The following is a 24,255-nucleotide window of genomic DNA, read 5'->3' on the forward strand; positions in this document are numbered from 1 at the left end:
AACATTAAATAAATTTTAAAAAAAGCATTGGAAAAATTCAGTGCTTTTTTTTGTAATCAAAATCAATTATAATATAATTAAGTACCTAAAATATTAAATCATTACGTATTACTGTAATGTAAAAGGCGGTGAGAGTTTGGGCTCTGTTTTAAAAATATTTAAGAGAAAAAAGGTTAATATAGAAGATAAACTTAAAAAAATTAAAGACGGAGATGTATTAGAAAGAGAAAATTTTATTAATGAGTACATACCTTTTATTATTAAAAGTATAACAAAAGTGACAAATAAGTATATTGAGATAGAGAATAATGATGAATTCAGTATTGGTCTTGAAGCCTTTAACGAAGCCATTGATAAATATGATTTTCAAAAGGGAAGCTTTATAAAATATGCAGAAACAGTTATCAAGAGTAGAACAATAGATTTTCTAAGAAAAACAAAAGAGTTAAATAAAGTAGTGTCAATAGATAGAGACAATTCAATAAACAGAAAAGTTAAAGGAACTTCAGATAATAAGGATTTTACAGAGCAATATGAAATGAAAGAGCAAATATTAAAATTCGGGATTCTTTTAGAAAAATTTGATATTACATTTAAAGAATTAATAGAAGAATCACCAAAGCACATTGATACTAGATTAAATTCTATATACATAGCAAGAAGCATAATAGAAAATGAAGATATAAAGAAAGAGCTATATAGAAAAAAAACTTTACCTGCTAAAAAAATTATAGAGAAAATAGGTGTAAGTAAAAAGGTTTTAAAAGGTAATAGAAAATTTATTATTGCAACAGTTTTATTATTAAGTAGTGATTTAGATTTGTTAATTGAGTATATCTCTGGTGTAGAAGGGAGGGATAACTATGGTATATAAGGGTTTGATAGTGGAAGTTAAAAATGATCATATAATAGTCATTACAGAAGATAATTGTTATATTAAACTAAAGAATAAAGGTAATGTGGATATTGGTAAAAAGATTATATTCTTAGAAGAGGATATTATAAAGGAAAACAATAAATCTTTTAAGTCATTAATAGGAATAGCTGTTGCAATTATTATAGCAATAATTACTATGGTTGGTAGATTTGGAGTAGAAAGGTTTGAAGCGTATGCTATAGTAAGTTTAGATATAAATCCAAGCGTAGAATTTCAAATAGATGAAGAGAATATTGTTAGAAAAGTAAATTCGCTAAATATAGATGGTAAAGAACTTATAGAGGATAATATGATTGGTATGAAGATTGAAGATGCAATTATTGCTGGTATGAAAACTGCTATAGAAAAGCAGTATTTAAATAATAAAAATAATGTAGTTTTGGTTTCAAACGTAATAATAGATGATACTTATGATTCTCTTGACGCAATAGAAGATACAATATATGACAGAATAGAAGAAGAAAAAGAATTCCAAGATATAGATGTTATATGTATAAATTCAGATAAAGAAGACCTAAAAAAGGCAAGAGAGAATAATATTTCGGTTGGTAAATATAAAGTTTATGAAATCCTTTCAAACGACAATCCAGATATAAAAATTGAGGACATAAAAGATAAAAAAGTCAGTCAGATTGTTAAAGAAAATAAGGAATTTGCTAACAATGATACAATGAGAAGTAAGAAAAAAGAAAAAGATAAGAAAAATATAAAAATAGAAAAAGAATTCGAAAAAGAACCAAAAGAAAAAACTAATAGTAATAAAGAACATAAAAAAAAGGAGCAAGAAAACAAAGAAAATGAAAATAAAGGATATAGTCACAATAAAGCTATTAAAAAAAGTACGACTAATAATGAGAAAAATATAGACGACAATGATGATTATGAAATTGAAAAAAAGAATGAAGATAAAAAAGATAACGCTAAAGACAATGCTAAAGGTAATAAAAAAGATAACGCTAAAGATAATAAAAAAGATGATGAGAAAGATAGTAAGAAAGATGATGAGAAAGATGATAAAAATGAAAAGGAAATAGTTAAAGATAGAAATGAAAATAAAAAGCATAAAGAAAATAAAGGACATAATAAAAAATAATTAGTCCCATTGCTGCATAGTACTGGAGTTTGTAACAAAACGTCTAGGTTGAGTTAATCATACCTAGACTTTTTTTTGCAGAAAATTCAAAGCTGGATTTTATGTGAATTGATTATTACTAGGAAGGTTCTTGTTTTAATCCTTTAGGGGTTTTAAGCAAAATATTACAGCACTGTATTATCAGCATAAGCTCACTAAAATAGTAAATTGATAAAGTATTTTGTAAATTTATAAGAAATATTTAATAATATACATTAATACACATAATTACAAATATCTATACTGCATAGCTATTTTAATATTAAGTTTCTAATAAGTATTATAAATAAATTAGAAAATATTAATTATTTTTAATATTTATAACTAATAATTTATGTGATTTGGTATTTTGTAATCATTATGAGCATATGTACATACAAAATATATGCAACTCATATCAAAAATGACAGTAAATGTTTTGTGAAAAATTATTAATAGGAGTATCATTTATTTGTAATATTGTTTTTTCTCTCTTTTTATTTGGAATAAAATATGCATAAATATAAATGTATAAATATCAGTCGTTTTTTACAGATATGATAAACCTAGGAGGGATACTTCATGTCATATTTAAGATTATTACAAAATAAGATACAAGAATTATCCGAAACAGTTTCTTCTACGCTTAATGTAGATGTTACGGTAACAGATGAAAATTTAGTTAGAATAGCTGGTACTGGTAATTTTTATAATAAGATTGATAAAAATAGTCCTCAAAATTGTATTTTTGAAGAAGTAATTAGAACAGGATTACCAAAACTCAATGTTGTTAAAGAGAACAATGAAACATGTAAATCTTGTCGCAATTATCATAAGTGCAATGAAAAAAAGAGTATGACATATCCAATTAACTTTGAAGGAAAATGTATTGGAGTAGTTAGTTTTGCATGTTTTAACTCAGAACAAGAAAAAGCAATGAATGAAAAAAATGAGCAATATCATATGATGCTCAAGCAAATTTCTAATATGATTGCAAACGATATTATAATAATAAACAATAAAAATAGACTAATAAAAGGGAATGCTGAAATAAATGAAATAATTAATTGTATAAACAAAGGCATTCTTATAATTAGCTATAACAATAGAATCTTACATATAAATGGCAAAGCATTGAGTATTTTGAATTTAAATTTTACTTATCAAAAGATTATTAATAAAGACATAAACTATATCATTAAAAATTTAAAAATTAACAACTCTAATAATAAAGAAACAGTTGGTTATTGGAAGCTCAAAAATAAAGATATCAGAGTTGTTTATGAGGTAAATGAAATAGTATTAGAAGAACAAGGCTTAGCATATTTAATAAGCTTTGATGCCTTAAGCGATATAACTAAAATTGCAATGACATATGAGAATAAAGAAAAAATTACTTTTTCAAGTATAATAGGGAAAAGTAAAACTATTCTAAATGCTATAGATATGGCTAGAATTGCAGCCCACTGTGATTCAACAGTTCTTTTAGAAGGAGAAAGTGGTACAGGCAAGGAGATTTTTGCCAACTCTATACATAATGAAAGTAACAGAAAAAACAACAAATTTGTTGCTATTAACTGTGCTAGCATACCTGAAAATCTATTAGAGGCTGAACTTTTTGGATATGAAAAAGGAGCTTTTACAGGTGCTAATCCTAAAGGAAAAATTGGAAAGTTTGAATTAGCTAACAATGGTACACTGTTTTTAGATGAGATTGGAGATTTGCCATTAAAACTTCAATCAAAGCTTTTGAGAGCTATTCAAGAAAGAACAATTGAGAAAGTTGGTGGCAATACCCCTATTTTAGTTAATGTAAGAATTATTGCTGCTACACATAAAAATCTTATACAGCTTGTTAAAGAAAAGAATTTCAGACTAGATTTATATTATAGATTAAATGTTATACCAATATATTTACCCAGTTTGAGAGAAAGAGAATCTGATGTTCTTCTATGTTCAGAATTTATTTTGAAGAAATTATGTAAAAAAATGAGTAAAGATATAAAATTTTTATCAAATGAAGTTAAAGAAAAACTACTTCTATATGATTGGCCAGGTAACATTAGAGAATTAGAGAATGTTCTAGAATATGCAGTGAGTTTCTCTAGTTCACGAGAAATTACAACACATGATTTGCCGAATTATTTTTGGAGTCATGATTCAACCGAAAATGTAGATATGGAGTATATTAAGAACAAAGGCTTAGAGGAACTAACAAAGGATTTTGAGAAAAAAATATTTAAAAAATATATAGACGAATTGGGAGACAGTACTCAAGCTAAAAAGGTTATTGCTAAAAAATTAGATATAAGTCTTACCACGCTTTATAGAAAATTAAATGACTATCAATGTGATAGTAAAAGAGGAAAAAATTTTTCATATTAGAAAAAACGTTTTCAAAAATGAAAAATGAATAAAATCGAATCTGAAAAAACATTGAAAAAACTTTATTTCAATTGTATTTGCCTCAATTTCATATACGAGAAAAACGTTTTTCAGAAATGAAAATTAATTTACTAGCATGTAATTATATCTGTTTTTTAGTTACATAGACATAGCATAATGCATAATATGATTTAATTAATTATCTAAATAAACCTTTAATTCATCACACTCTTAAATATTTAGAAATATTTTTATAATATATTGTTATTGGCATATACCTTGCATTATTAATATGCATACAACAAAAGATAAGGAGTGATGATTATGGCAAACGACTTTATGGTAGACGTACTAAAAGAACAAGTAAAGCCAGCATTAGGTTGTACAGAGCCAGTAGCAGTGGGAATAGCTGTTTCAAATGCATATAAACAAATAGGTGGAGATATAGAGGAGATATATGTAAAAACTAGTCCTAATATATTTAAAAATGGTTTAAGGGTAGGCATACCAGGGACTAAAGAAACGGGGTTACATTTTGCAATAGCTCTTTCCGCTATTTGTGGTGATCCTGACTTAAAACTTGAAGTTTTTAAAAATGTAAATGACCAATATGTTGAGGAAGCTAAAAAAATTGTTAACGATAAAAAAACAAAAATTGACATAGAAAATGAAAAGGCTAATTTCTATATAGAAGCAAATGTGAAGACAAGCAAAGGTAATGCTGTATGTATAATAAAGGACAATCATACAAATATAACATATGTAGAAGCTAACGGTGATGTTTTATTTCAAAAAGAAGAAGGAAAAGAAGAAGCTGCTGCTACAACTACTAGTGTAGTAGATCGATTAAAAGAAGTAAGCATAAAAGATATGAAAGAGTTCGTAGAAAATGTACCATTTAAAGACATAGAGTTTTTATTAGACGGTGTTAAGATGAACATGGACATTGCAGAATACGGATTAAATAATAACTGTGGTGCTAACTTGGGTCAGGGTATTAATAAATTGATAAACAATAAAATTATTGAAAACGATATCGTTAACAAAGTTAGAGCTATTACATCTGCTGCTTGTGATGCAAGAATGTCAGGTGTAAACATGAGTGTTATGAGTAGTGCAGGAAGTGGAAATCATGGTATTACTGCAATTATACCAGTAACAGTTGTTTGTAGAGAACATGGCTATGATGATGAAAAAATAGCAAGAGCTGTTGCTTTTAGTCACTTAATAACATCTTATATAAAATTGTATACAGGTAGACTTTCTCCAGTATGTGGATGTGCTGTTGCAGCGGGTATAGGAGCAGCATCTGCTATGACATGGGTATTAGGAGGAAACGAAGTTCAAATTGCAGGTGCAATTAAAAATATGGTATCGAACATTTCAGGCTTAGCGTGTGATGGTGCTAAAGGTGGATGCGCATTTAAGCTTTCTACAGCAGCGGCAGAGGCTACATTACATGCTCATCTTGCAGTAAACAATACTATTGTTTCAAATTTAGACGGTATAGTAGGTAATAAAGGAGAAGATACAATACAATACTTAGGTAAATTTGCTTCAGATGGTATGAAAAGTATGGACAACACTATTATAGATATTATGTTTGATCAACAAACAGCAAAATAAGGAGGAGATTTTCATGAAAAAAATGACAAAAAAAGAAAGAGTAATGGCTGCTTTAAATGGACAGGAAGTAGATAGAGTACCAGTTAGCTTATGGTTACACTATCCACATAAAGACCAAGACCCTAGATCATTAGCCGAAACACAAATTGAATTCATGGAAAAATATGATTTAGATTTTATTAAATTAATGCCATTTGGATTATATAGTGTACAAGATTATGGTTGTAAAGTTAAAATATTTGGAACACCTGACCAACCACCAATCGTGGATGATTATGGTATTAAGTGTGTAGATGACTGGAAAAGCTTAGAAGTATTACCTGGTACATATGGTACTCTTGGTAAGCAGGTGCAATTAGTTAAACACGTAAATAAGATGTTAAAAGAGAGAAATGAAGATGTACCAATTGTGCAAACTATATTTAGTCCATTAACAACAGCTTTGAAACTAGCAGGTGATAGAATATTCAAGGATATGAAAGAAAATCCAGAAATATTCCATCAAGCATTACAAACTATAACATATACTAATATAAACTTTATAAAAGCTAACCTTGAGCAAGGAGTTAGTGGTTTCTTCTTTGCTACTCAATGTGCTACATACGATATGATGACAGAAGAAGAATATGATGAATTTGGTACTAAGTATGACTTACAGCTTTTTGATGCATTCAAAGACGAAACATTCTTTAATGTTATTCATATACATGGAGATAATACAATGTTTGAAAAATTAGCAAACTATCCAGGAAATTGTATTAGCTGGCATGATAGATGGTCTAAGCCAAACATGGAGGAAGCAAGAAAAATGACTGACAAATGTTTCCTTGGTGGACTTAATGAAAAAGATGTTTTAGCACAAGCTTCTGTAGATGATATATATGTTCATGTATCAGAGGCAGTCAAAATGGCTGGTAAAAAAGGTTTTATGCTTGGACCAGGTTGTGTTGCGAATCCAAATACTCCTTCAATAAATTATTATGCTACTAGAGTTGCTATAGAAAAATTTGGGACAAACTGTTAGTTTAAATTATGAATTAGACTAAATTATACATAAGATAAAAATTTAGTTTAAAATAAAAAACAAAAAAAATGGGGGTTTTCTAATGAGAAAAGGTTTAAAAGTAGTTAGTTTAATGCTTGTTTTAGTTTTATGTGTTGGATGTCTTTTTGGATGTAATGGGGACAAGTCTAATAAACAAGAGGCTAACAATGATGACAAGGTTTATGAATTAAGATTATCAACAGTTGTTAATGCACCACATCCATGGATAGAAATGGCAAACTATTTTTCAGAGGAAGTAGCTAAAAAAACAAATGATAAGGTTAAAATAACTGTGTATCCTGGAGGTACATTAGGAAAAGATGAAACTACTATTGATGAAATGCGTAATGGTACTATTGACTTTGTACTAGGTGGCACTCAAAATGCAGCATCTTTCGTACCTGAATATCAAGTATTCAGTCTAGCATATTTATTTAATGATGCAGATCATTTCAAAAAAGCTATAGCAAATGATAGTGCTGTATTTAAAAGATACCAAGAATTATATGCAGAAAAGAACTTGAATATCAGATTACTTGCTTTAGCTGGTGGTGGCTGTAGAAATGCTTCAAACAACCTTAGACCTATAGTAACTCCTGCTGATTTAAAAGGCATGAAAATGAGACTTCCTGGTTCTCCAATGGAAGCAAAACTTTGGTCATCATTAGGTGCACTTCCTACTTCATTAGCATGGAATGAAATCTACAGTGCTATTCAAACTGGTGTAGTAAACGCATTTGAAAGTTCTATTAGTGGATATTATGGAAGTAAACTATATGAGGTTGCTCAGTTCCATAGTGAAACTCAACATTTATTTATGTTATCTCATTTATCAATGAGTGATTCAACATATAATAAATTACCTGAAAAATATAGAAAAGTTATCGAAGAAGTAGCTGTTGATGCTGCAAAAGTTGGTACTGAAGCTGGAGAAAAAGCTGATGTTGAAAGACTTGAAGAATTACAAAAAGACTTTGGTGTACAAGTAAATAAAGTTGATAAAGAAGCATTTATTCAAATAGTTAAACCTTTACATGAAGAATTAGCAGAAGAAATTGGTGCAAGTGATATATTGAAGATGATTTTAGATATGAAATAGAAACATATAATTTCCCTTTTACTCTAGATATCTATATCAAAGAGTAAAAGGGAAGCAATAATAAACATAATTTTAATTCCTAAGCAAAACCAAACATTTTAGGATGAATGGAGTGTAGTTATGAAAGCATTAAAAAAAATAAACGATCTAATAGAAAACGTATTCACTTTAATTGGTATTTGTTTATTAGCTATATTAGTAGTGGTTGTGTTTACTCAAGTAGTTGTTAGAAACTGGTTTGAAATTCCATTGTTATGGTCTACAGAAGTATCAATGATCACGTTTATTTGGTCAATTTTCTTAGGATCAGCTGTTGCATTAAGAAAAAGAAAGCACTATATTGTGGAAATTTTTCCGCCAAAATATAAAAAAATCAATGCGTTTCTAGATGTTTTTGCTGATGTTGCTTGTTACGGGTTAATATATATAATGATAAAAAATGGAATACCTTTTACTAAAATGGGATTTTCTCGTATGACTACAGCACTAGTTATACCACAAGCATATATATATGTATCAATTCCAATATCTGGTGTTGCAATGTTATTATTTAATACAGAACATTTAATAAATAATTCAAAGAAATTTATACAAATGATTAAAGGTGGTGATGAGGATGAGTCCATTAGTACTATTAATGGTTAGTTTCTTTGTAATGATTTTCCTGAAAATACCAGTAGCTTTTGCATTAGCTTTGTCAGCTATGATAACTATAGTTGATATTGGACTACCTTTTACAACAATACTAAATAATATGTATGCGGGTGTAAATTCATTTACTCTTCTCGCAGTTCCTTTTTTCTTACTTCTTGGAAGGTTAATGAATGATGGAGGTATTACAAAGAAACTAGTTACTCTCTCTAATGCTTTAGTTGGCCATATAAAAGGTGGTTTAGGACATGTAAACGTTCTTGTTAGTATGCTTTTTGCAGGACTTTCTGGTTCTGGTGCAGCCGATACAGCTGGAATAGGTGCAATGCTTATACCTGCAATGGAGGAAGATGGATATGATATAGATTTTACAGTAGCTATAACAGCTGCATCTTCAACATTAGGTGTTATTATTCCTCCAAGTATTATGATGGTTATATACGGTGCAATGGGACAGGTTTCTATTGGAGCTTTGTTTTTAGCAGGAGTAGTACCAGGAGTATTTATCGGATTGACTCAAATGTTTTATACATACCATATGGCTAAAAAACATGGGTATCCTTGTGAAGATAAAACAACAATGAAAGAAAAAGGAAAAGCTTTTGTAAAAGCATTTCCACCATTACTTCTTCCTTTAATAATAATAGTTGGAATTACAGCTGGTATATTTACAGCAACAGAAGCAGCTGCAGTAGCAGTTGTATATGGGTTAATACTTATGTTCTTTGTATATAGATCTTTTAAAGTTAAAGATTTACCTGGTGTTTTTGCAGATGCTTTAGTAGGCTTTGCACTTCCTATGTTTGCAGTATCAAGTGCAGGAATTGTTGGATGGCTTATAGCTTATCTAAATGCACCTACAATGATTGCTAACTTTATATTAGGTATTACTCATTCTTATTTTGGAATATACCTTATGTTAATTGTATTCTTACTTATTATAGGAACATTTTTAAGCCCAATAACTTCAATAATTATATTTCTTCCTATAATACAAAACCTAGGTAATGTAGCAGGTTTTAATCCGGTTCACTTAGGAGTAATAGTAGTATTAACATTATCATTAGGTATGATTACACCACCTTATGGTATATGCTTGTTAATAGCTGCTCAAATAGGTAAGATACCAGCTCCTAGAGCTTTTGTAGGAATATTACCTATGCTTGGTCTTACATTATTAATTATATTATGCGGTATTATGTTCCCAGATTTATTCTTATTTATACCAAAATTAATAATGCCTGAATTTGTTTAGAACCCCCTTTTGATAACAGCACAGCCCGCTTTGCGGGCGGTTTGTGCTGAATTATACTTCCTTGTTAATAAATAACGTTTGTAATAAACAACTTTATTGCATTCAATTAAAGTCATTAATTTACATATGAAGATTTGAGTTTACTTAGGTCTTTTTTTTATGTTTTAAATTAAACCAGTTATATTGTGTCATTGCTATATCTTATTCTATAATATAGTTAGGAATTGTTATTATTATTGCTAATAATGATTATTTAATAAATCAGGAGGAAATGATATTGACTAACATATTTGAACAATTAGAACAATGTGAGTTATTTAAAGGATTTGACAAACTAAAGATACAGAAAATCTTAAAAAACAGCTATTATGAAATAGCAAAATATACTAAGGGAGAAATAATTGCTTTAGAAGGAGATGAGATTAAAGCATTAGGAGTAGTATTGTCAGGAGATGTAGATGTTAAAAAACTATATGAAACTGGCAAAATGCTTCAAGTTAAAAAATTAGGCATTGGTGATTTGATAGGAAATGCAACTGTATTTTCAGATTCAAATTATTATCCAAGTACTATAATTTCAAGCAACGATTCGAATATATTGTTTATATCACAGAAGGATATTGTTGATATGTGTATGAATAGTAGACAATTCTTTAACAATTTTGTTAGATCATTATCAAATCAAATTGTATATTTAAGTGAAAAGGTAAAATTCATTTCTAGTGGTACAATAAGAAAAAAAGTTATCAATTATTTGCTAATGGAATATAGAAAAAACAGAGCATTAAAAATTGAACTTTCTATGACTCGAAAAAAGATGGCTGAGTTTTTTGGAGTTACAAGACCAGCATTGTCAAAAGAAATGATTATTATGAAAAAAGAGCATCTTATAGATTATAAAAATAATATCATTGAGATACTAGATTTAAATAAACTAGAAGAAGAACTTGAAAAATAATGCTTCCGATGTTATAAAATAAGAAATTTACTATATACGTTCGTAATATATATTACGGCGGTTTTCTTTTTTTTGATGTATATTATATTAAAACCCATGATAATAAAGGAATTAAATGCTATGTTCATATTTTAGTAGCATATTAAAATTGATATCATTTGGAATTCAGAACGTTATATTTGCTTTTGTATATATTATACAAATGAAATGGGTTTAAATTATTTTAAGGAGTGAAATTAATGAGTACAATATTATTAATTTTATTAACAGCTATCGCTCTAATAGTGTCCTTGTATAAGGACAAAGAAAAAACTTTAAATTCGATAAAAAATGCTAAGGGAATGATAAGTAGTATGCTTTCTGATGTAATTGGTGTATTATTGTTGATTGGGTTAATACTTACAATTATACCGCCTGGCAAAATAGAAAGCTTGCTAGGAAATGGAAGTGGATTTATCGCTACTATAGGAGCAGCGGTAGTTGGAACTATTACGTTAATACCAGCGTTTGTAGCTTTTCCACTAGTAGGTTCATTAAAAGCAAATGGTGCTGGTATTGTAACATTAACAGCTTTTTTAACAACATTGACAATGGTCGGGTTTGTTACATTTCCTTTGGAGAGTAAAACCTTCGGAAAGTGGTTTGCAATTAAAAGAAATGTTTTGAGTTTTATATTTGCACTTATAATAGCTATTATTGTTGGGATGGTGATGTAATGAAGCAAATAATAAGAAGAAATAAAATATTAGCATTAGCGTTATTAGGATATATTATATTGTTCATTTTCAATGGAGACATGATTTTAAATGCATTTAATGAAAGTGCATATTATCTTGTAGAAATGATAAAAATCTTACCTGCAATATTTATTTTAACATCACTAATTCAGACGTGGGTACCTACAAATGTGATTATGAAAAATTTTGGAGATGGAGCTGGAATTAAAGGAATGACAATCTCATTAGCAATAGGATCATTATCAGCAGGACCAATATATGCAGCATTTCCTATATGTAGAACACTTATAAACAAAGGTGCGAGTATTGAAAATATCATTATAATACTTAGTTCATGGGCAGTTATCAAAGTACCAATGCTTATTAATGAATCTAAATTTATGGGTGTTGAATATATGTTAATAAGGTGGATATTTACAGTAATTGCTATTTTTATTATGGCAAAAATTATGAAAGTTTGGATAAAAGAAAATAATTTTAAAGTGGAATATGATTCTTATAATCAAAGCAAAATTACTGTAGACGAACACGTTTGTATTGGTTGTGGGAGTTGTGTTAGAAATTTTCCTGAAATATTTACTATTAAAAATGGTAAAGCAGAAGTAATTGAAAATATTATAGAACAATTAAGTGAAGAAGAATTGAAACAGTCAAAAGAAAGTTGTCCTATTAATGCAATAAGATAAGTAGTATAAGTTAAATATACAAAAAATGCGAAAATAAATTAGAGCGCTTACTTGTCCTAATAATTCTTTTTGTTGTTAATCAATCACATACTTACATACAGTGAGTATGTGATTGATTGCCTAGAAAATAATCAAAATTACTTCGTAATCTGACTTGTTTTTTTTCAGTGCCTAAAAATGATATAATAAGATAAAAAGTTTAAAAAGGGGTTAGAGCTATGAATAATATACCAGAACGTATTAATTTGGCAAATTTGCCTACAAAGATTGAAAAATCAAGATACCTTTCAAAGATGAAGGAGAACTTAAATGTTTTTGTAAAGCGAGATGATTATACAGGTATTGAGGTGTCAGGTAACAAAATCAGAAAGCTAGAATTTTCTGTTAAACAGGCACTTGATGAAGGATGTAATGCATTAATAACATGTGGAGCCACACAGTCAAACCATGCAAGAGCTACAGCAGCTGTTGCAGCTAAGCTTGGACTTAAATCATATTTGATTTTAAGAGGCAAAAAAGAGGATATGATAGATGGAAATTATTTGTTAGATAAGATGCTTGGAGCTAATATTATATTTGTAAATGAAGAAGAATATAAAAATAGACAAGAAATAATGGAAGAACTAGTAGTTAAATTAAAAGGAGATAATATCAAAGCATATATAATTCCCGAAGGAGCATCTAACGGAATTGGAACATTTGGATATTACGGGGCTTTAGAGGAAATTTTAAAACAGGAAAAGGAATTAGGGATTATATTTGATACAATTGTCTGTGCAGTTGGTTCAGGTGGAACATATGCTGGACTATTTTTAGCTAATAAAGTTTTTAAAGCTAATAAAAAAATATATGGTGTAAATGTTTCAAAAAATGCACAGCATTTTATAAATCAGGTAGAAAACCTATTAAAGGATGCTAATAAGTACATATCTGCTGATATAGAATATAGCAAAGATGAAATTAATATCATGGATGGCTACGTAGGGAAAGGCTATGGTATAAGCACGGATAAAGAATTAAGTTTTATAAGAGATATAGCTTGCAATGATGGTATAATTTTCGATCCAGTTTACACCGGGAAAGCGGTATATGGAATGGTAAATGAAATTAAGAAAAATACTTTTAATGAAAGTAAAAATATTTTATTTATTCATACAGGAGGATTATTTGGATTGATGCCAAAGAGAGAACAGTTTATTTTTTAAAAAATGAAGGCATAGCAGAAGAAATTTTTCTTCTGTTTTTTTATGAATATAGTTTGAATTGTTTTAAAAGGTAAATTATATGTTCTATATATGTAGCTATATTAAATCTAAATTAAACTTTGGTAAATAATAAAGCGACCAGATGTATAAAGAAGTTAGAAATTGATCGCTTTAAATAACCATATTATAAACTAGATCTTTTAGTGATTAGTAACAATAGAAATGTTTACTCTAGCCACTTATACATCTCAAATTGATTTATTGGTGAATTCTCCATTTTATAGTGATTAGCAAATGTATGAATCTCAGAATTATTAGAATATGTTATATTTAAGACTTCTGGTTTTAAATCTGTAATGACTCTATTAAGTAAAGCTTTAGCATAACCCTTTTGTCGTTTTTCTGGGTGTACCCATAAATAGAATATACGAGTATCAGTAGCAGCTATTCCTGCAACAATATTACCATTAGATTTTATCCCGTAGAACTTGCATGGAAAATCCTTAAAATAAGTAAACTCTCCCTGCCACGGCAAATGTGATTTGTCCATTGTTCGAAGTAAATAGATATCATCAAAAGTTAGTATATCAACTTTATGTTGAATAGAATTTTTATCAAAAACTAGTGGATTTTTATTTTTTAGTTTCCATGATCTATAAGTTAAATTATATACTTTTTCATAACCCCATTTTTTATAAAAATTGACTGCTCTATCATTGCTGTCAATGACTTCAAGGAATGTTTGCCTACATCCAATTTCTAATGCAGTTTTTTCATGAAGCTCCATTAATTTATCTGACAACCCTGTCCCTCTATAAACAGGAATTACTGCCATTGTCCCACATCTTAGTGTTTTAAAATTTTCACCAATCTTAAGACCTCCTAGAATCAATCCAACCGGAGTACCTTCTTTGAAAGCAATATATGATAAAGATCTATCATTTCCTTCTGGTCCGAAGAATCTTTTTATAAAAAAATCTTCATCCATTTTAACTTTAATCATATAATCTGCAAATCCATCAGAAAAAGCCTTAAATATTTGTGAGTCAGATACTTCAGAGCATTTGTTAATCGTAAACATGTACAATCACCCTTTCAAATATTTTAAATACATTTTAATAGTCTCTTCAATTTGCTTGTCAGTTACGGCTTTGCCCATAGAGCTTGACAGGATACCAGTTCCATTTATAGTACTCATAATTTGGTAGATAACATGCTTTACTGAGCAGTCACTTCTAAATGTACCTTCATTAATTCCCTGTTTAATAATGAATTTTATATCTGAATGATATGCATTGAATCGATTATTAAGGATGTTGCTTAATTCAGGAATTTCTTTGGGGAGTGACCAAAATTCCAAAGCAATTCTTGTCCATTTTTGATTTTCTTCATATTTAAAAACTTCAAGTCTTTTTTTTATATATTCGGTGAATATTTTATCTGCTGTTAGTGTTAAATCAATATTATTTAGAAGTCTATGTCTTTTATCATCAAAACGCTCTGCAATTGCTAATAGTATTGCTGTCTTACTTTTGAAATAAACATAAATACCTCCTTTGCTAATATTTGTAGCTTTCATAATATCACGCATCCCAGTTGCGGAATAACCTTTTTCTGCAAATAGTTCAAAAGCTGTATTTATAATATGTTCTTTTCTTTTTTGTTTTTTTTCTTCAGATATTCTGGGCATTATAACCTCCTTGCATTAAAAAGACCAATCGTGCTTTTAAAAAATTGTATCATAAAACATTTCCATATACAAGAAATACATTAAATTTTTTTTGATTTTCTTTATAAAATCTGAAAGGAAGGAAATTTTTACATGGCGAAATGGTAAAATATTTACATTTAAAAAAATATATGACATAATAATAATATATTAAAGGGTTACAAATAAAGGGGGAGATTCATATAACATTTGATGATTTCATGAATACTATTAAAACAATAGAAAAAGTACCAGTTGATTTTTTTAAAAAGCGTGTAGGAAATGGTATATTTTTTTCAAGTAGTGATGTTCATAATGTTTTCTTTTCTAATCTAGCTCAGCAATCTTATATTGAATACAATAAGGTTGAAAATCAAAAAAGATTTATTGATTTATCTGTTAAGTATTTGAGTTATGTTATTTTAAATACAACTACTTATGGCTTTAACAAAACAATAACAGCAGTAAAATATGATCATATCAATGATTGGTTTAATACTTATAGCAAACAAGTTGGACATGATTTGTTCATAGATTATATGTTGATAGAGTTAAATATGAAGTCTTATATTGATGATTCAGAAACATGGACTGAAGTAATTACTGAAAAAGTTGCAACGGATGTTTTTATAACAGATTTTTTAGTTGAATGTGATACTAGAGGTACAAATTTACCACCAAAAGCAATGCTTATATTTATGAAGATACTAGATAAAACAGGAACAAGCTTTAATAAGATAATCAATGTTTGGAGTAAAAATGAAAGATGGCAAGAAATAAAAAATTATAATGGAATAGAATGGTTTGAAACTGTAAGCCCATTTTTTTCACAAGTAAATAATTTTTATGAATCTGTAAAAAATTATGCGCAGAATGCTTGTAACAAAATAACAGGTCCTTATAATGTAAAAAAACGAGAGGCAGTAGGTGCTGTACATTGGGGTGTACCAATAGTAGCTTATGTAGATTATAACAAAACTGTTTATGGAGAAGCTGTTTTAAAATGGATTAATTCTGAAAAAGGCGCGAAGGGTTATGGTTTTAGTTCAGGTAAAAATCCAGATAATGAATCACTTGAGAAAGCCCAAAGTACAGGTAGTGCTGGCTGTATATTAAAAGGAACAACTATTTTAATGAAAGATGAGAATGTAAAAGCAGTTGAAGATATAAAAGAATACGATAGAGTAATCAATGAAAAGAGCGAAGTATCAATATGTTCAGGCGAATTAGTCGTAAATCCTCATGTTACTAGATTATATAGTTTTAATGAAGATAAGCCTTTTATGTCATTAGATCATGCAGTAATGACAGATAGAGGTTGGTGTAGCTTAAATCCAGAAATATCTAATAGAATTAATCCTCATTTTAATGTCAGCAAGCTAAAAATAGGGGATAATGTTTGGAAGGTAAAAGAAATAATTAACGGTAAAATTACCTATGACAAAGTAATAGTAAAGAAAGTCAATATAATAGAAGCTCCTGATTCAGAACCGTTTTTATGTTATGATTTACATTTCAGACATGGCTACCAATCTTATCATGCAAATGGCTATTGTAATCTATTAAACTATCCAGAAATAACAGTAAATAGAATAATATCAAATATGAATAAAAAAATGACAAGAGTAGAAATGGATACTTTTATTCAGAACATTGTTCAAAATAGAGAGCTCTTTGAAAAAGCATTTGGTATTGAAGCTGTAGCTTCAATAATTTATGCATTCGCAAAACTCTTTAAATAAGTTATTTTATCATTTTTCATTTAATCAAAAATAATTTTGAAATAGCATTGAATATATAAAATTATTATAGTTTTTGCAAATTACCACCAAACAATGTAATAAAAAGCAAGAAAATGAAGAAAATATTTACACAAAGTTGGTTAAATAGTATAATATTAGCATGACGTTAAGGGAGTGATTTATATGACTTTTGATGATTTTATGAATACTATTAAAACAATAGACAAAGTTCCAGCCAATTTTTTTACAGAACGTATTAAGAACAGTATTTTATTTTCAAGCAATTATGCTCATCAAGTTTTCTTTCATACTTTAAATGAACAGATTTACTGTGACTACAATAAAGGTCAAAATCAAAATAAGTTTATTGATTTATCTGTTAAGTATCTAAGCTATGTTATTTTAAATACTAATGTTTATGGCTTTAATAAAACTATAAAAGCAATAAGTTATAACCGAATTAGTGATTGGTTTAATGCTAATAGCAAAGATGTTGGTCATGATTTATTTATAGATTATATGATGACAGAGTTAAATATGAAGCAGTATGATTCTATGAACTGGGTTAATACAATTACTGAAATAATAGCAACAGACATTTTTATAACAGATTTTTTAGTTGAATGTGATACTAAAGGTACAAACTTACCGCCAAAGGCACTACTTTTATTTATGAAAATATCTGATAAAAAAGGCAAAAATCTTAATAAGATAATTGATGTTTGGAGTAAAAATGAAAGATGGCATAACATAAGTAATTACAATGATATAAATTGGTTTGAAACCATAAGTCCATTATTTTCTCAGAATACAAATTTTTTTGAATACACGAAAAAATATATTACAGATGCTTGTAATATTGAAACAGAGCCTTTTACTAGAGAAAATCCTGGCAATAAAATTATATATGGTAAAAATGTTATAGAATGGATAGATTCCGAACATGGGTCAAAAGGTTATGGACTTAGATCGGGAAAACATCCTGATAATGAACGTAGATTTCCAGTTAGACCATTGTTTTAGTTTAGTGAAATTATTTAGTTTTTTTTAAGTGAATTTCATATTAAAAAATTAATTTAAGTAATAATTATAACAAAATATGAAAGGAGGTGATTAATGTGACTTTTGATGATTTTATGAATACCATTAAAACAATAGATAAAATACCATTTGATTTTTTTGCAAGACGTATTATAAACGGTATATTATTTTCAAGCAGCTATACGCATCAAATTTTCTTTGGTGGTTTAAATGAAGAAGCTTATTGTGATTATAACAAAGATAAAAATATAAATAAATTTGTTGATCTATCTGTTAAGTATTTAAGCTATGTTATTTTAAATACTGATGTTTATAGTTTTAATAAAACAATAACAGCTATAAAATATGATTATATTAATGATTGGTTTAATGCTAATAGCAAAGATGTCGGTCATGATTTATTTATAGATTATATGATGACAGAGTTGAATATGAAGCAGTATGTAGACGATTCCTGTCAGTGGACTAATACAATTACTGAGAAAATAGCAACAGATCATTTTATAACAGATTTTTTAATAGAGTGCGATACTAAGGGGACAAATTTACCACCAATGGCATTACTTATATTTATGAAGATTCTTGATAGTTCAGGAGATAGTTATAATAAAGTAATCGAAATTTGGAGCAAGAATAAAAGATGGCAAGAAATTAGTAATTATAATGATATAAATTGGTTTGAAACTGTAAGTCCATTTTTTTCTCAGAGTACAGAAAATTTTGAGGCTATAAAAAATTATGTTTTAGATGCTTGCAGGAGAAAAACAGGTCCTTATAATGTAAAAAAACGAGAGGTAGTTGATATAACATCAAGTGGTGCACCTATAGTTGCAAATGTTAACTATCATAAAACCATATATGGTGAAGATGTTTTAAAATGGATAGATTCTGATCAAGGAGCAAATGGACATGGCTTTAGATCAGGTAAACGTCCTAATAACGAGACGCTAAGCAAAGCTGGAGGTGGTGGAGGCTCAGGCTGTGTATTGAAAGGGACAACCATTTTAATGGCAGATGGCACTTCAAAAGCTGTTGAAGATATTAGAGAATATGATAGGGTAATAAATGAAAATAGTGAAGTATCAGTATGTTCTAGTGAATTAGTGATAAATCCACATGTTACTAAATTGTACAGCTTTAATGAGGATAAGCCTTTTATGTCATTTGATCATGCAGTGATGACAGATAGAGGTTGGTGTAGCTTAAATCCTGAAATATCTAATAGAATAAACCCACACTTTAATGTCAAAAAGTTAGAAATTGGGGATAATGTTTGGAAAGTAAAAGAAATAATTAATTGTAAAATTATTCATGAAAAAGTGATAGTTAAAAAAATCAATATAATAGAAGCTCCTAATTCAGAATCATTTTTATGTTATGATTTACATTTTAGACATGGATACCAATCTTATCATGCAAATGGTTATTGCAATCTATTAAATTATCCGGAAATAACAGTCAATAGAATAATATCAAATATGAATAAGAGAATGACTGAAGATGAAAAAAACGTTTTCGTACAAAATATTATAAATAATAAAGAGTTATTTGAAAAAGCATTTGGAGTTGAAGGGATATCTTCAATAAGTGATGCATTCACAAAACTATTATCATAATTATCTAATTAATTATAAGGATGTGATGAATTGATAATACCAAAATTAAATATAAAGATGAATGATAATCTGACAGTACCTAATTTTGATTTCATGTCATTAATAGATGGACATTTACTTATCAATGGAAAGAAAGTATATTCAAAAATTGAAACAAATGCTTCTGGGATAAATGTTATTTGGCATAGATTTCATGAAGATGGTAAAGAAGAAAAGGGATTTTTAAAATTGTTTTCTCATGGATTACTGGGTAACGGTGTTGTTTTATATGATAATGAAAAAGCTAATTTTACTGCTGATTGTATTGTAAAATATGATACTGAAATTGAGGGAATTGGCAAGTGGCTTGAATTTGATATGGGATTTAAAATAATAGAAGGTAATTTACACGTATTTGGTGAATTAGAAGGAACGGAAGATTTAAAGAAAAGCACAACTATAAGATTTACAATTAATCAGGATAAAGAAAAACATGAAGTTTTACATTCGTCAATTGAAGTTGATGCAGAGAGTTGTAGCTGGGGTTTAAGTGAATGGATATGTGCTGAATTTAATTTCACATTAGACTATACATCTTTTTCGGGTGATATTTATAAATATGACTGCACAAAATCAGATAATAGAGGAGAAAAATATACAATCAAAGGCAAAGTTAAAGATTCGGAATTTATTAATATGTTAAAGATGGAAATTAGTAATCAAAAGACTATAAACTATGATATAGAACATAGTCTTAAAGCAATAGAAGATGCAAAACTACTAATAGAAGAAGTTAACTTGTCAGTTGAAGACCTATTTACATTACCAGCACCTGATATGAACAATTTACATGAGTTAAGTTTTTCAAAATTAAAAGCTCTAATGCTTTATGCAATAGATGATGGTTGGAGAAAATGGTTTGGCGAAAAGAAACCTGTTGTTGGACCTAATGAGACTTTAAGAGAAAGAGATATAGAATTACTGGAAAATGAAGACGTACAGACATTTCTTAATGACAAGTTTGCTGTTGGATATTTAACACAAGCTTTTTCAAAAAGTACAGATAAGAAAATTCAAGATAAATTCAAAAAAATGGCTAATGTAAATAAAAAGCTAGGATATTTTTGGAAAGGAAATACAGATAAGTGTTTTTCAAAATATAAAGGATATAATATTGCATCAGCAAGTTTAATGGATAGTGCGTATACAGAGTGTGTATCAGGCTTACAGAAGTATATAAATGATAATCCAGAGGGCTGGGCAAAGAAACTCTATGATTACTGTACTACTGAAGTTACGTTAATAGGACTTGCTATGCAAAGTACACTAGATGGTAGAAATAGGCTTACTCACTTAACTACGATGCTTCATGCATTAGATCCTATAGCTAGAATTAATACAACTGATAAAAAAAAGATATCTTATGCTACATCACTTTATGAAAGAGTTATGGACGTAAGATTAAATAAAATAATATCTAACTTCACTGCCACAGGTGAAGAAGATTTTGTTGAGTTTTTAACCGAATTTTTTAAACAGTACTTTAACTCGTTATTAGCAGAAGACAAATGGGGAGATGAAGTACGCAAAGCTGGAAAAGAAGATTTAGCTCAGCTAATGGAAGAATATAAGGTAAATGATGTAAATGCCTTAGTAAGTGCTATGGGGAATATTATAGCCGATGCAGTATCAATATTAAGAGATTTGAAAGATATTCCTTTGCCTAAAAGGTTAAATAAGTTGGCTGAGAAATATCCTAAAGTATGCAAGTCTTTTGGTAGAGCACTTGCTATCGGTGTATACGGTTATTCAATTTTCGCTTCAGTCCAAGCGTTTATGAATTGGAATGAATTAAAACCGCAAGAAAAGGTTCAAGCAGTTATAGATACATTAGATGTATGTGTATCTATATTTAATGACATGGTAAAATTTAAGGCAGCAAAAACGTTAACATCAGCAGAAAAATCAATAGAAGAGTTAATGAAAGCAAGTGGCGAAATAAAAGATGCAGTATCTCTTGAAAGAGCTACAGAAATAGCGAATAAAATTGGTGTAAAATTGGATGAGGGCTTTGCTGATGTTAGTTCACCTGCATTAGCTAGAGGGGGAAAGGCAGCTGGAGAAGCACTAGCTGAAGCAGAAGAATTAGCAGGTACAGCTTCAAGATGGACTAAATTTGCAAAAGTGACTGAGTTGTTCGCACGAGGCATGACAGTTGTCGCTTTAGGTGCAGCATGTGTAGTTACAGGTTTCCAGATAGCTGAAGATTTTTCATCAGGACAGCCAACAGCAATATTGGTTTTAGATATACTACAGATCGTAGCAGACAGTATTGCATTTTTAGTAGAAGCAGGTGCTGGATTACTAGCTCTACTATCTGTAGAAGTCTGCTCTGTAATTCCTGTTATTGGTATAGTTGCAGCTGTGGCAGGTATTGTTATAGCTATTGTAGCATTGTTTGTTCACCGCAATCCGCCACCAAGTCCAGAGGAGGAATTTATTGATAAGTATAGTAAGTCATTTATAGATTACTTGGATTTACCAAGTGAAGAATGGCTTGAAAAGCAAAAGAAAATAGATCAACATTTGTCAGGAGGTAATAAAAGCTTGGTATTTGCTTAGATATAAAAAGAATTAAGCAAGGAATATTAGAAATCATAGGGGTGTAGTATTATAACACCCCTACTATTGTGAAACAAAGGAACAAAAGTTTTCCAAGGACTATGTTAAAAATTTTTTTATTCTATTACAAGCTTCAGCTATATGTTCATATTGAGTACCAAGGTTCATACTTACAAAACCTTCACCGTTCTGTACAAAATGCTTACCATCTTCTAAAAACACTAAGAAAACTATAATCAATACAGAATTCATATATGAAATACATGGGATAATATGCTCGCCGAACTTTTGATGAAGGTGGAGTTTTTAAACATCTTTTTCATTGCGGGCAACTGTGGATGTAGATTTTCTTTGTATTTTTATTAATTCTCTCCTTTGCAGGAACAACATTTCAATGTCCAAAGATACCTAAATAATCATTGATATTTTCGTACTATTTTAATAATAATTCCATATATTTTTTGTCATGTGGAGGTGTCATTTTATATAAAAGTTTATCATAATTTTGTGTAATACTGCATATAATCAAGCTATAGGTTACTATAAAACATCTATATTTTAAAACATAAAGTTTTAATAAGAAGATTACTTTAAAAATATGTTGATTTACTGTATACTTTAAATTGTAAAAACATATCAAAATAGATGATTGGAGGATTATGATGATTAATGAGCACGAAGTAATTCATTTGGTATTAGATGATGGAAATGAACTAGAATGTAAAATGTTAGGAATATTTCAGGTGGAAGAAAAAGAGTATATAGCATTGTTACCAAATGAACTTGAAGATGTATATATCTATGGGTATGAAGAGAAAGATAATGAACCTGTATTATCTCATATTGAGTCGGATGAAGAATACGAAAAAGTATCTAAAGCTTTTTTAGATTTATGTGATGGGGAAGAAGAAGTACAATAATATACAAAAATGCCGGGTAATCAAAACCGGCATTTTTTATGCTATCAAATGGAAAATATTAATAGTTAACTGTGATTTAGTATTTATCAGTCTTTCATGAGAAATCAAATTGGTATATATAAAACCCTTTACATATTATTGATTATAAAATATGTATAAGATATAATAAAGATAAAAATTAATAATTAGATTTGTAAATATTTTAACAAAATACACTATTAAAAAGGATGATAATATGCCTTCAAATGAGATGGCTAAATTAATTGAAAGCAGAAAAAGACAGGTTAAGAAAAAAAAGAAGCAAACATTGTATGGGATTTTAGTAATTATCTTTACACTAATAATCTTTTTTTATTTATTACCAAATAATAAAAACAATGCTGTATGCTGGATTATTGGTATTGGATTTGGTATAGTTTTAAGATATTCTAGATTTTGTTTTACAGCTGCGTTTAGAGATCCTATATTAATTGGAGATACTAGGCTAATTAGAGGAGTAATATTAGCATTAATAATAAGTACTGTAGGTTTTGCAGTAATACAAGCAGGTTATCTAGACAGTAATGATTTTAATTATAACTTTATTCCTGGTGAGGTTAGTGCTGTAGGAATACATGTGGCTATAGGAGCATTTATGTTTGGGATAGGAATGGTAATAGCAGGTGGTTGTGCATCAGGTGTTTTAATGAGAATCGGTGAAGGACATATGCTTCAAATAGTTGTTTTGGTTGGTTTTTTAATAGGAACTATACTTGGAGCTAAAGATTATTCTTTTTGGTATGAACATATAATACATTCAGCTAAGATTATCTACTTCTCTGAGTATCTTAATTTTAAATTAGTTGTGGTTTTGCAAATAATAGTATTAATAATATTGTATAGATTTGCAATATATTACGAAAATAGACGTTTCAAAGACATATAATGGAGGA

General features: G+C 28.7%; 21 protein-coding genes. 18 read left to right on the forward strand and 3 right to left on the reverse strand.

The genetic code is table 11. The features are described 5' to 3' along the window. The first annotated feature begins 136 nt into the window (after positions 1 to 136). From sigI to AYC61_RS07105, 12 genes are all read left to right on the forward strand, one after another. The gene (gene sigI / locus AYC61_RS07050; protein WP_066498660.1) at positions 137 to 874 is read left to right on the forward strand and encodes an RNA polymerase sigma-I factor; all 738 of its coding nucleotides are present in this window, start codon (positions 137 to 139) and stop codon (positions 872 to 874) included. Beyond that, positions 864 to 2,030 (forward strand): anti-sigma factor domain-containing protein, encoded by a 1,167-nt coding sequence (locus tag AYC61_RS07055; RefSeq protein WP_066498662.1) that lies wholly within the window; start codon positions 864 to 866, stop codon positions 2,028 to 2,030. Before sigI ends, AYC61_RS07055 begins: the two co-directional genes overlap by 11 nt. 600 nt (positions 2,031 to 2,630) lie before the next feature. After that, complete coding sequence (locus AYC61_RS07060; RefSeq protein WP_066498663.1) at positions 2,631 to 4,433, forward strand: sigma-54 interaction domain-containing protein; 1,803 nt, start codon at positions 2,631 to 2,633, stop codon at positions 4,431 to 4,433. Between the two features lie 324 nt (positions 4,434 to 4,757). Further along, positions 4,758 to 6,059 carry an L-cysteine desulfidase family protein gene (locus tag AYC61_RS07065; RefSeq protein ID WP_066498664.1) on the forward strand — a complete coding sequence of 434 codons (1,302 nt, stop codon included), beginning with the start codon at positions 4,758 to 4,760 and terminating at the stop codon, positions 6,057 to 6,059. A gap of 13 nt (positions 6,060 to 6,072) precedes the next feature. After that, positions 6,073 to 7,083, forward strand: coding sequence for a uroporphyrinogen decarboxylase family protein (locus AYC61_RS07070; RefSeq protein WP_242866758.1), 1,011 nt, complete (start codon positions 6,073 to 6,075; stop codon positions 7,081 to 7,083). 82 nt (positions 7,084 to 7,165) lie between these two features. After that, positions 7,166 to 8,203, forward strand: coding sequence for a TRAP transporter substrate-binding protein (locus AYC61_RS07075; RefSeq protein WP_066498665.1), 1,038 nt, complete (start codon positions 7,166 to 7,168; stop codon positions 8,201 to 8,203). Positions 8,204 to 8,323: 120 nt separating this feature from the next. After that, on the forward strand, positions 8,324 to 8,848 hold the full coding sequence (locus AYC61_RS07080) for a TRAP transporter small permease (protein WP_066498673.1): 525 nt from the start codon (positions 8,324 to 8,326) through the stop codon (positions 8,846 to 8,848). After that, positions 8,820 to 10,109 (forward strand): TRAP transporter large permease, encoded by a 1,290-nt coding sequence (locus AYC61_RS07085; protein ID WP_242866759.1) that lies wholly within the window; start codon positions 8,820 to 8,822, stop codon positions 10,107 to 10,109. The genes AYC61_RS07080 and AYC61_RS07085 overlap by 29 nt, the downstream gene beginning before the upstream one ends. A 277-nt stretch (positions 10,110 to 10,386) precedes the next feature. Further along, a complete protein-coding gene (locus tag AYC61_RS07090; RefSeq protein ID WP_066498681.1) occupies positions 10,387 to 11,067 on the forward strand; it encodes a Crp/Fnr family transcriptional regulator in 681 nt (226 codons plus the stop codon). Positions 11,068 to 11,306: 239 nt separating this feature from the next. Beyond that, positions 11,307 to 11,783 carry a permease gene (locus AYC61_RS07095; RefSeq protein ID WP_066498688.1) on the forward strand — a complete coding sequence of 159 codons (477 nt, stop codon included), beginning with the start codon at positions 11,307 to 11,309 and terminating at the stop codon, positions 11,781 to 11,783. Beyond that, positions 11,783 to 12,490, forward strand: coding sequence for a permease (locus AYC61_RS07100; protein WP_066498697.1), 708 nt, complete (start codon positions 11,783 to 11,785; stop codon positions 12,488 to 12,490). The genes AYC61_RS07095 and AYC61_RS07100 overlap by 1 nt, the downstream gene beginning before the upstream one ends. A gap of 218 nt (positions 12,491 to 12,708) precedes the next feature. Next, positions 12,709 to 13,695: a D-cysteine desulfhydrase family protein gene (locus AYC61_RS07105; RefSeq protein WP_066498704.1), complete on the forward strand. Its 987-nt coding sequence runs from the start codon at positions 12,709 to 12,711 to the stop codon at positions 13,693 to 13,695. A gap of 226 nt (positions 13,696 to 13,921) precedes the next feature. Here the strand turns inward: AYC61_RS07105 and AYC61_RS07110 are convergent, their stop codons facing one another. Beyond that, positions 13,922 to 14,776 (reverse strand): GNAT family N-acetyltransferase, encoded by an 855-nt coding sequence (locus AYC61_RS07110; RefSeq protein WP_066498708.1) that lies wholly within the window; start codon positions 14,774 to 14,776, stop codon positions 13,922 to 13,924. Positions 14,777 to 14,782: 6 nt separating this feature from the next. Next, on the reverse strand, positions 14,783 to 15,385 hold the full coding sequence (locus AYC61_RS07115) for a TetR/AcrR family transcriptional regulator (RefSeq protein ID WP_066498711.1): 603 nt from the start codon (positions 15,383 to 15,385) through the stop codon (positions 14,783 to 14,785). Positions 15,386 to 15,624: 239 nt separating this feature from the next. Between AYC61_RS07115 and AYC61_RS07120 the strand changes: the two genes are divergently transcribed. The 4 genes from AYC61_RS07120 (at position 15,625) to AYC61_RS07135 (ending at position 22,403) form a co-directional block, all read left to right on the forward strand. Beyond that, positions 15,625 to 17,145 (forward strand): hypothetical protein, encoded by a 1,521-nt coding sequence (locus tag AYC61_RS07120; RefSeq protein ID WP_066498712.1) that lies wholly within the window; start codon positions 15,625 to 15,627, stop codon positions 17,143 to 17,145. A 183-nt stretch (positions 17,146 to 17,328) separates the two neighbouring features. Further along, the gene (locus tag AYC61_RS07125; RefSeq protein ID WP_066498715.1) at positions 17,329 to 18,168 is read left to right on the forward strand and encodes a hypothetical protein; all 840 of its coding nucleotides are present in this window, start codon (positions 17,329 to 17,331) and stop codon (positions 18,166 to 18,168) included. A 95-nt stretch (positions 18,169 to 18,263) separates the two neighbouring features. Then, positions 18,264 to 19,802 (forward strand): AXH domain-containing protein, encoded by a 1,539-nt coding sequence (locus AYC61_RS07130; RefSeq protein WP_066498717.1) that lies wholly within the window; start codon positions 18,264 to 18,266, stop codon positions 19,800 to 19,802. Between the two features lie 30 nt (positions 19,803 to 19,832). After that, positions 19,833 to 22,403, forward strand: coding sequence for a hypothetical protein (locus tag AYC61_RS07135; RefSeq protein WP_066498719.1), 2,571 nt, complete (start codon positions 19,833 to 19,835; stop codon positions 22,401 to 22,403). A gap of 99 nt (positions 22,404 to 22,502) precedes the next feature. Here AYC61_RS07135 and AYC61_RS21125 read toward each other — a convergent pair whose 3' ends face one another. Then, positions 22,503 to 22,655 carry a hypothetical protein gene (locus tag AYC61_RS21125; RefSeq protein ID WP_156456377.1) on the reverse strand — a complete coding sequence of 51 codons (153 nt, stop codon included), beginning with the start codon at positions 22,653 to 22,655 and terminating at the stop codon, positions 22,503 to 22,505. A gap of 410 nt (positions 22,656 to 23,065) precedes the next feature. Here AYC61_RS21125 and AYC61_RS07140 point away from each other — a divergent pair, with 410 nt between their 5' ends. Both AYC61_RS07140 and AYC61_RS07145 read left to right on the forward strand, forming a co-directional pair. Then, positions 23,066 to 23,323 (forward strand): DUF1292 domain-containing protein, encoded by a 258-nt coding sequence (locus AYC61_RS07140; protein WP_242866760.1) that lies wholly within the window; start codon positions 23,066 to 23,068, stop codon positions 23,321 to 23,323. Between the two features lie 235 nt (positions 23,324 to 23,558). Continuing rightward, complete coding sequence (locus tag AYC61_RS07145; protein WP_066498724.1) at positions 23,559 to 24,248, forward strand: YeeE/YedE thiosulfate transporter family protein; 690 nt, start codon at positions 23,559 to 23,561, stop codon at positions 24,246 to 24,248. Positions 24,249 to 24,255: the final 7 nt, after the last annotated feature.

Origin of the sequence: Abyssisolibacter fermentans (assembly GCF_001559865.1) — a bacterium.
GTDB classification, from domain to species: Bacteria; Bacillota; Clostridia; order Tissierellales; family MCWD3; genus Abyssisolibacter; species Abyssisolibacter fermentans.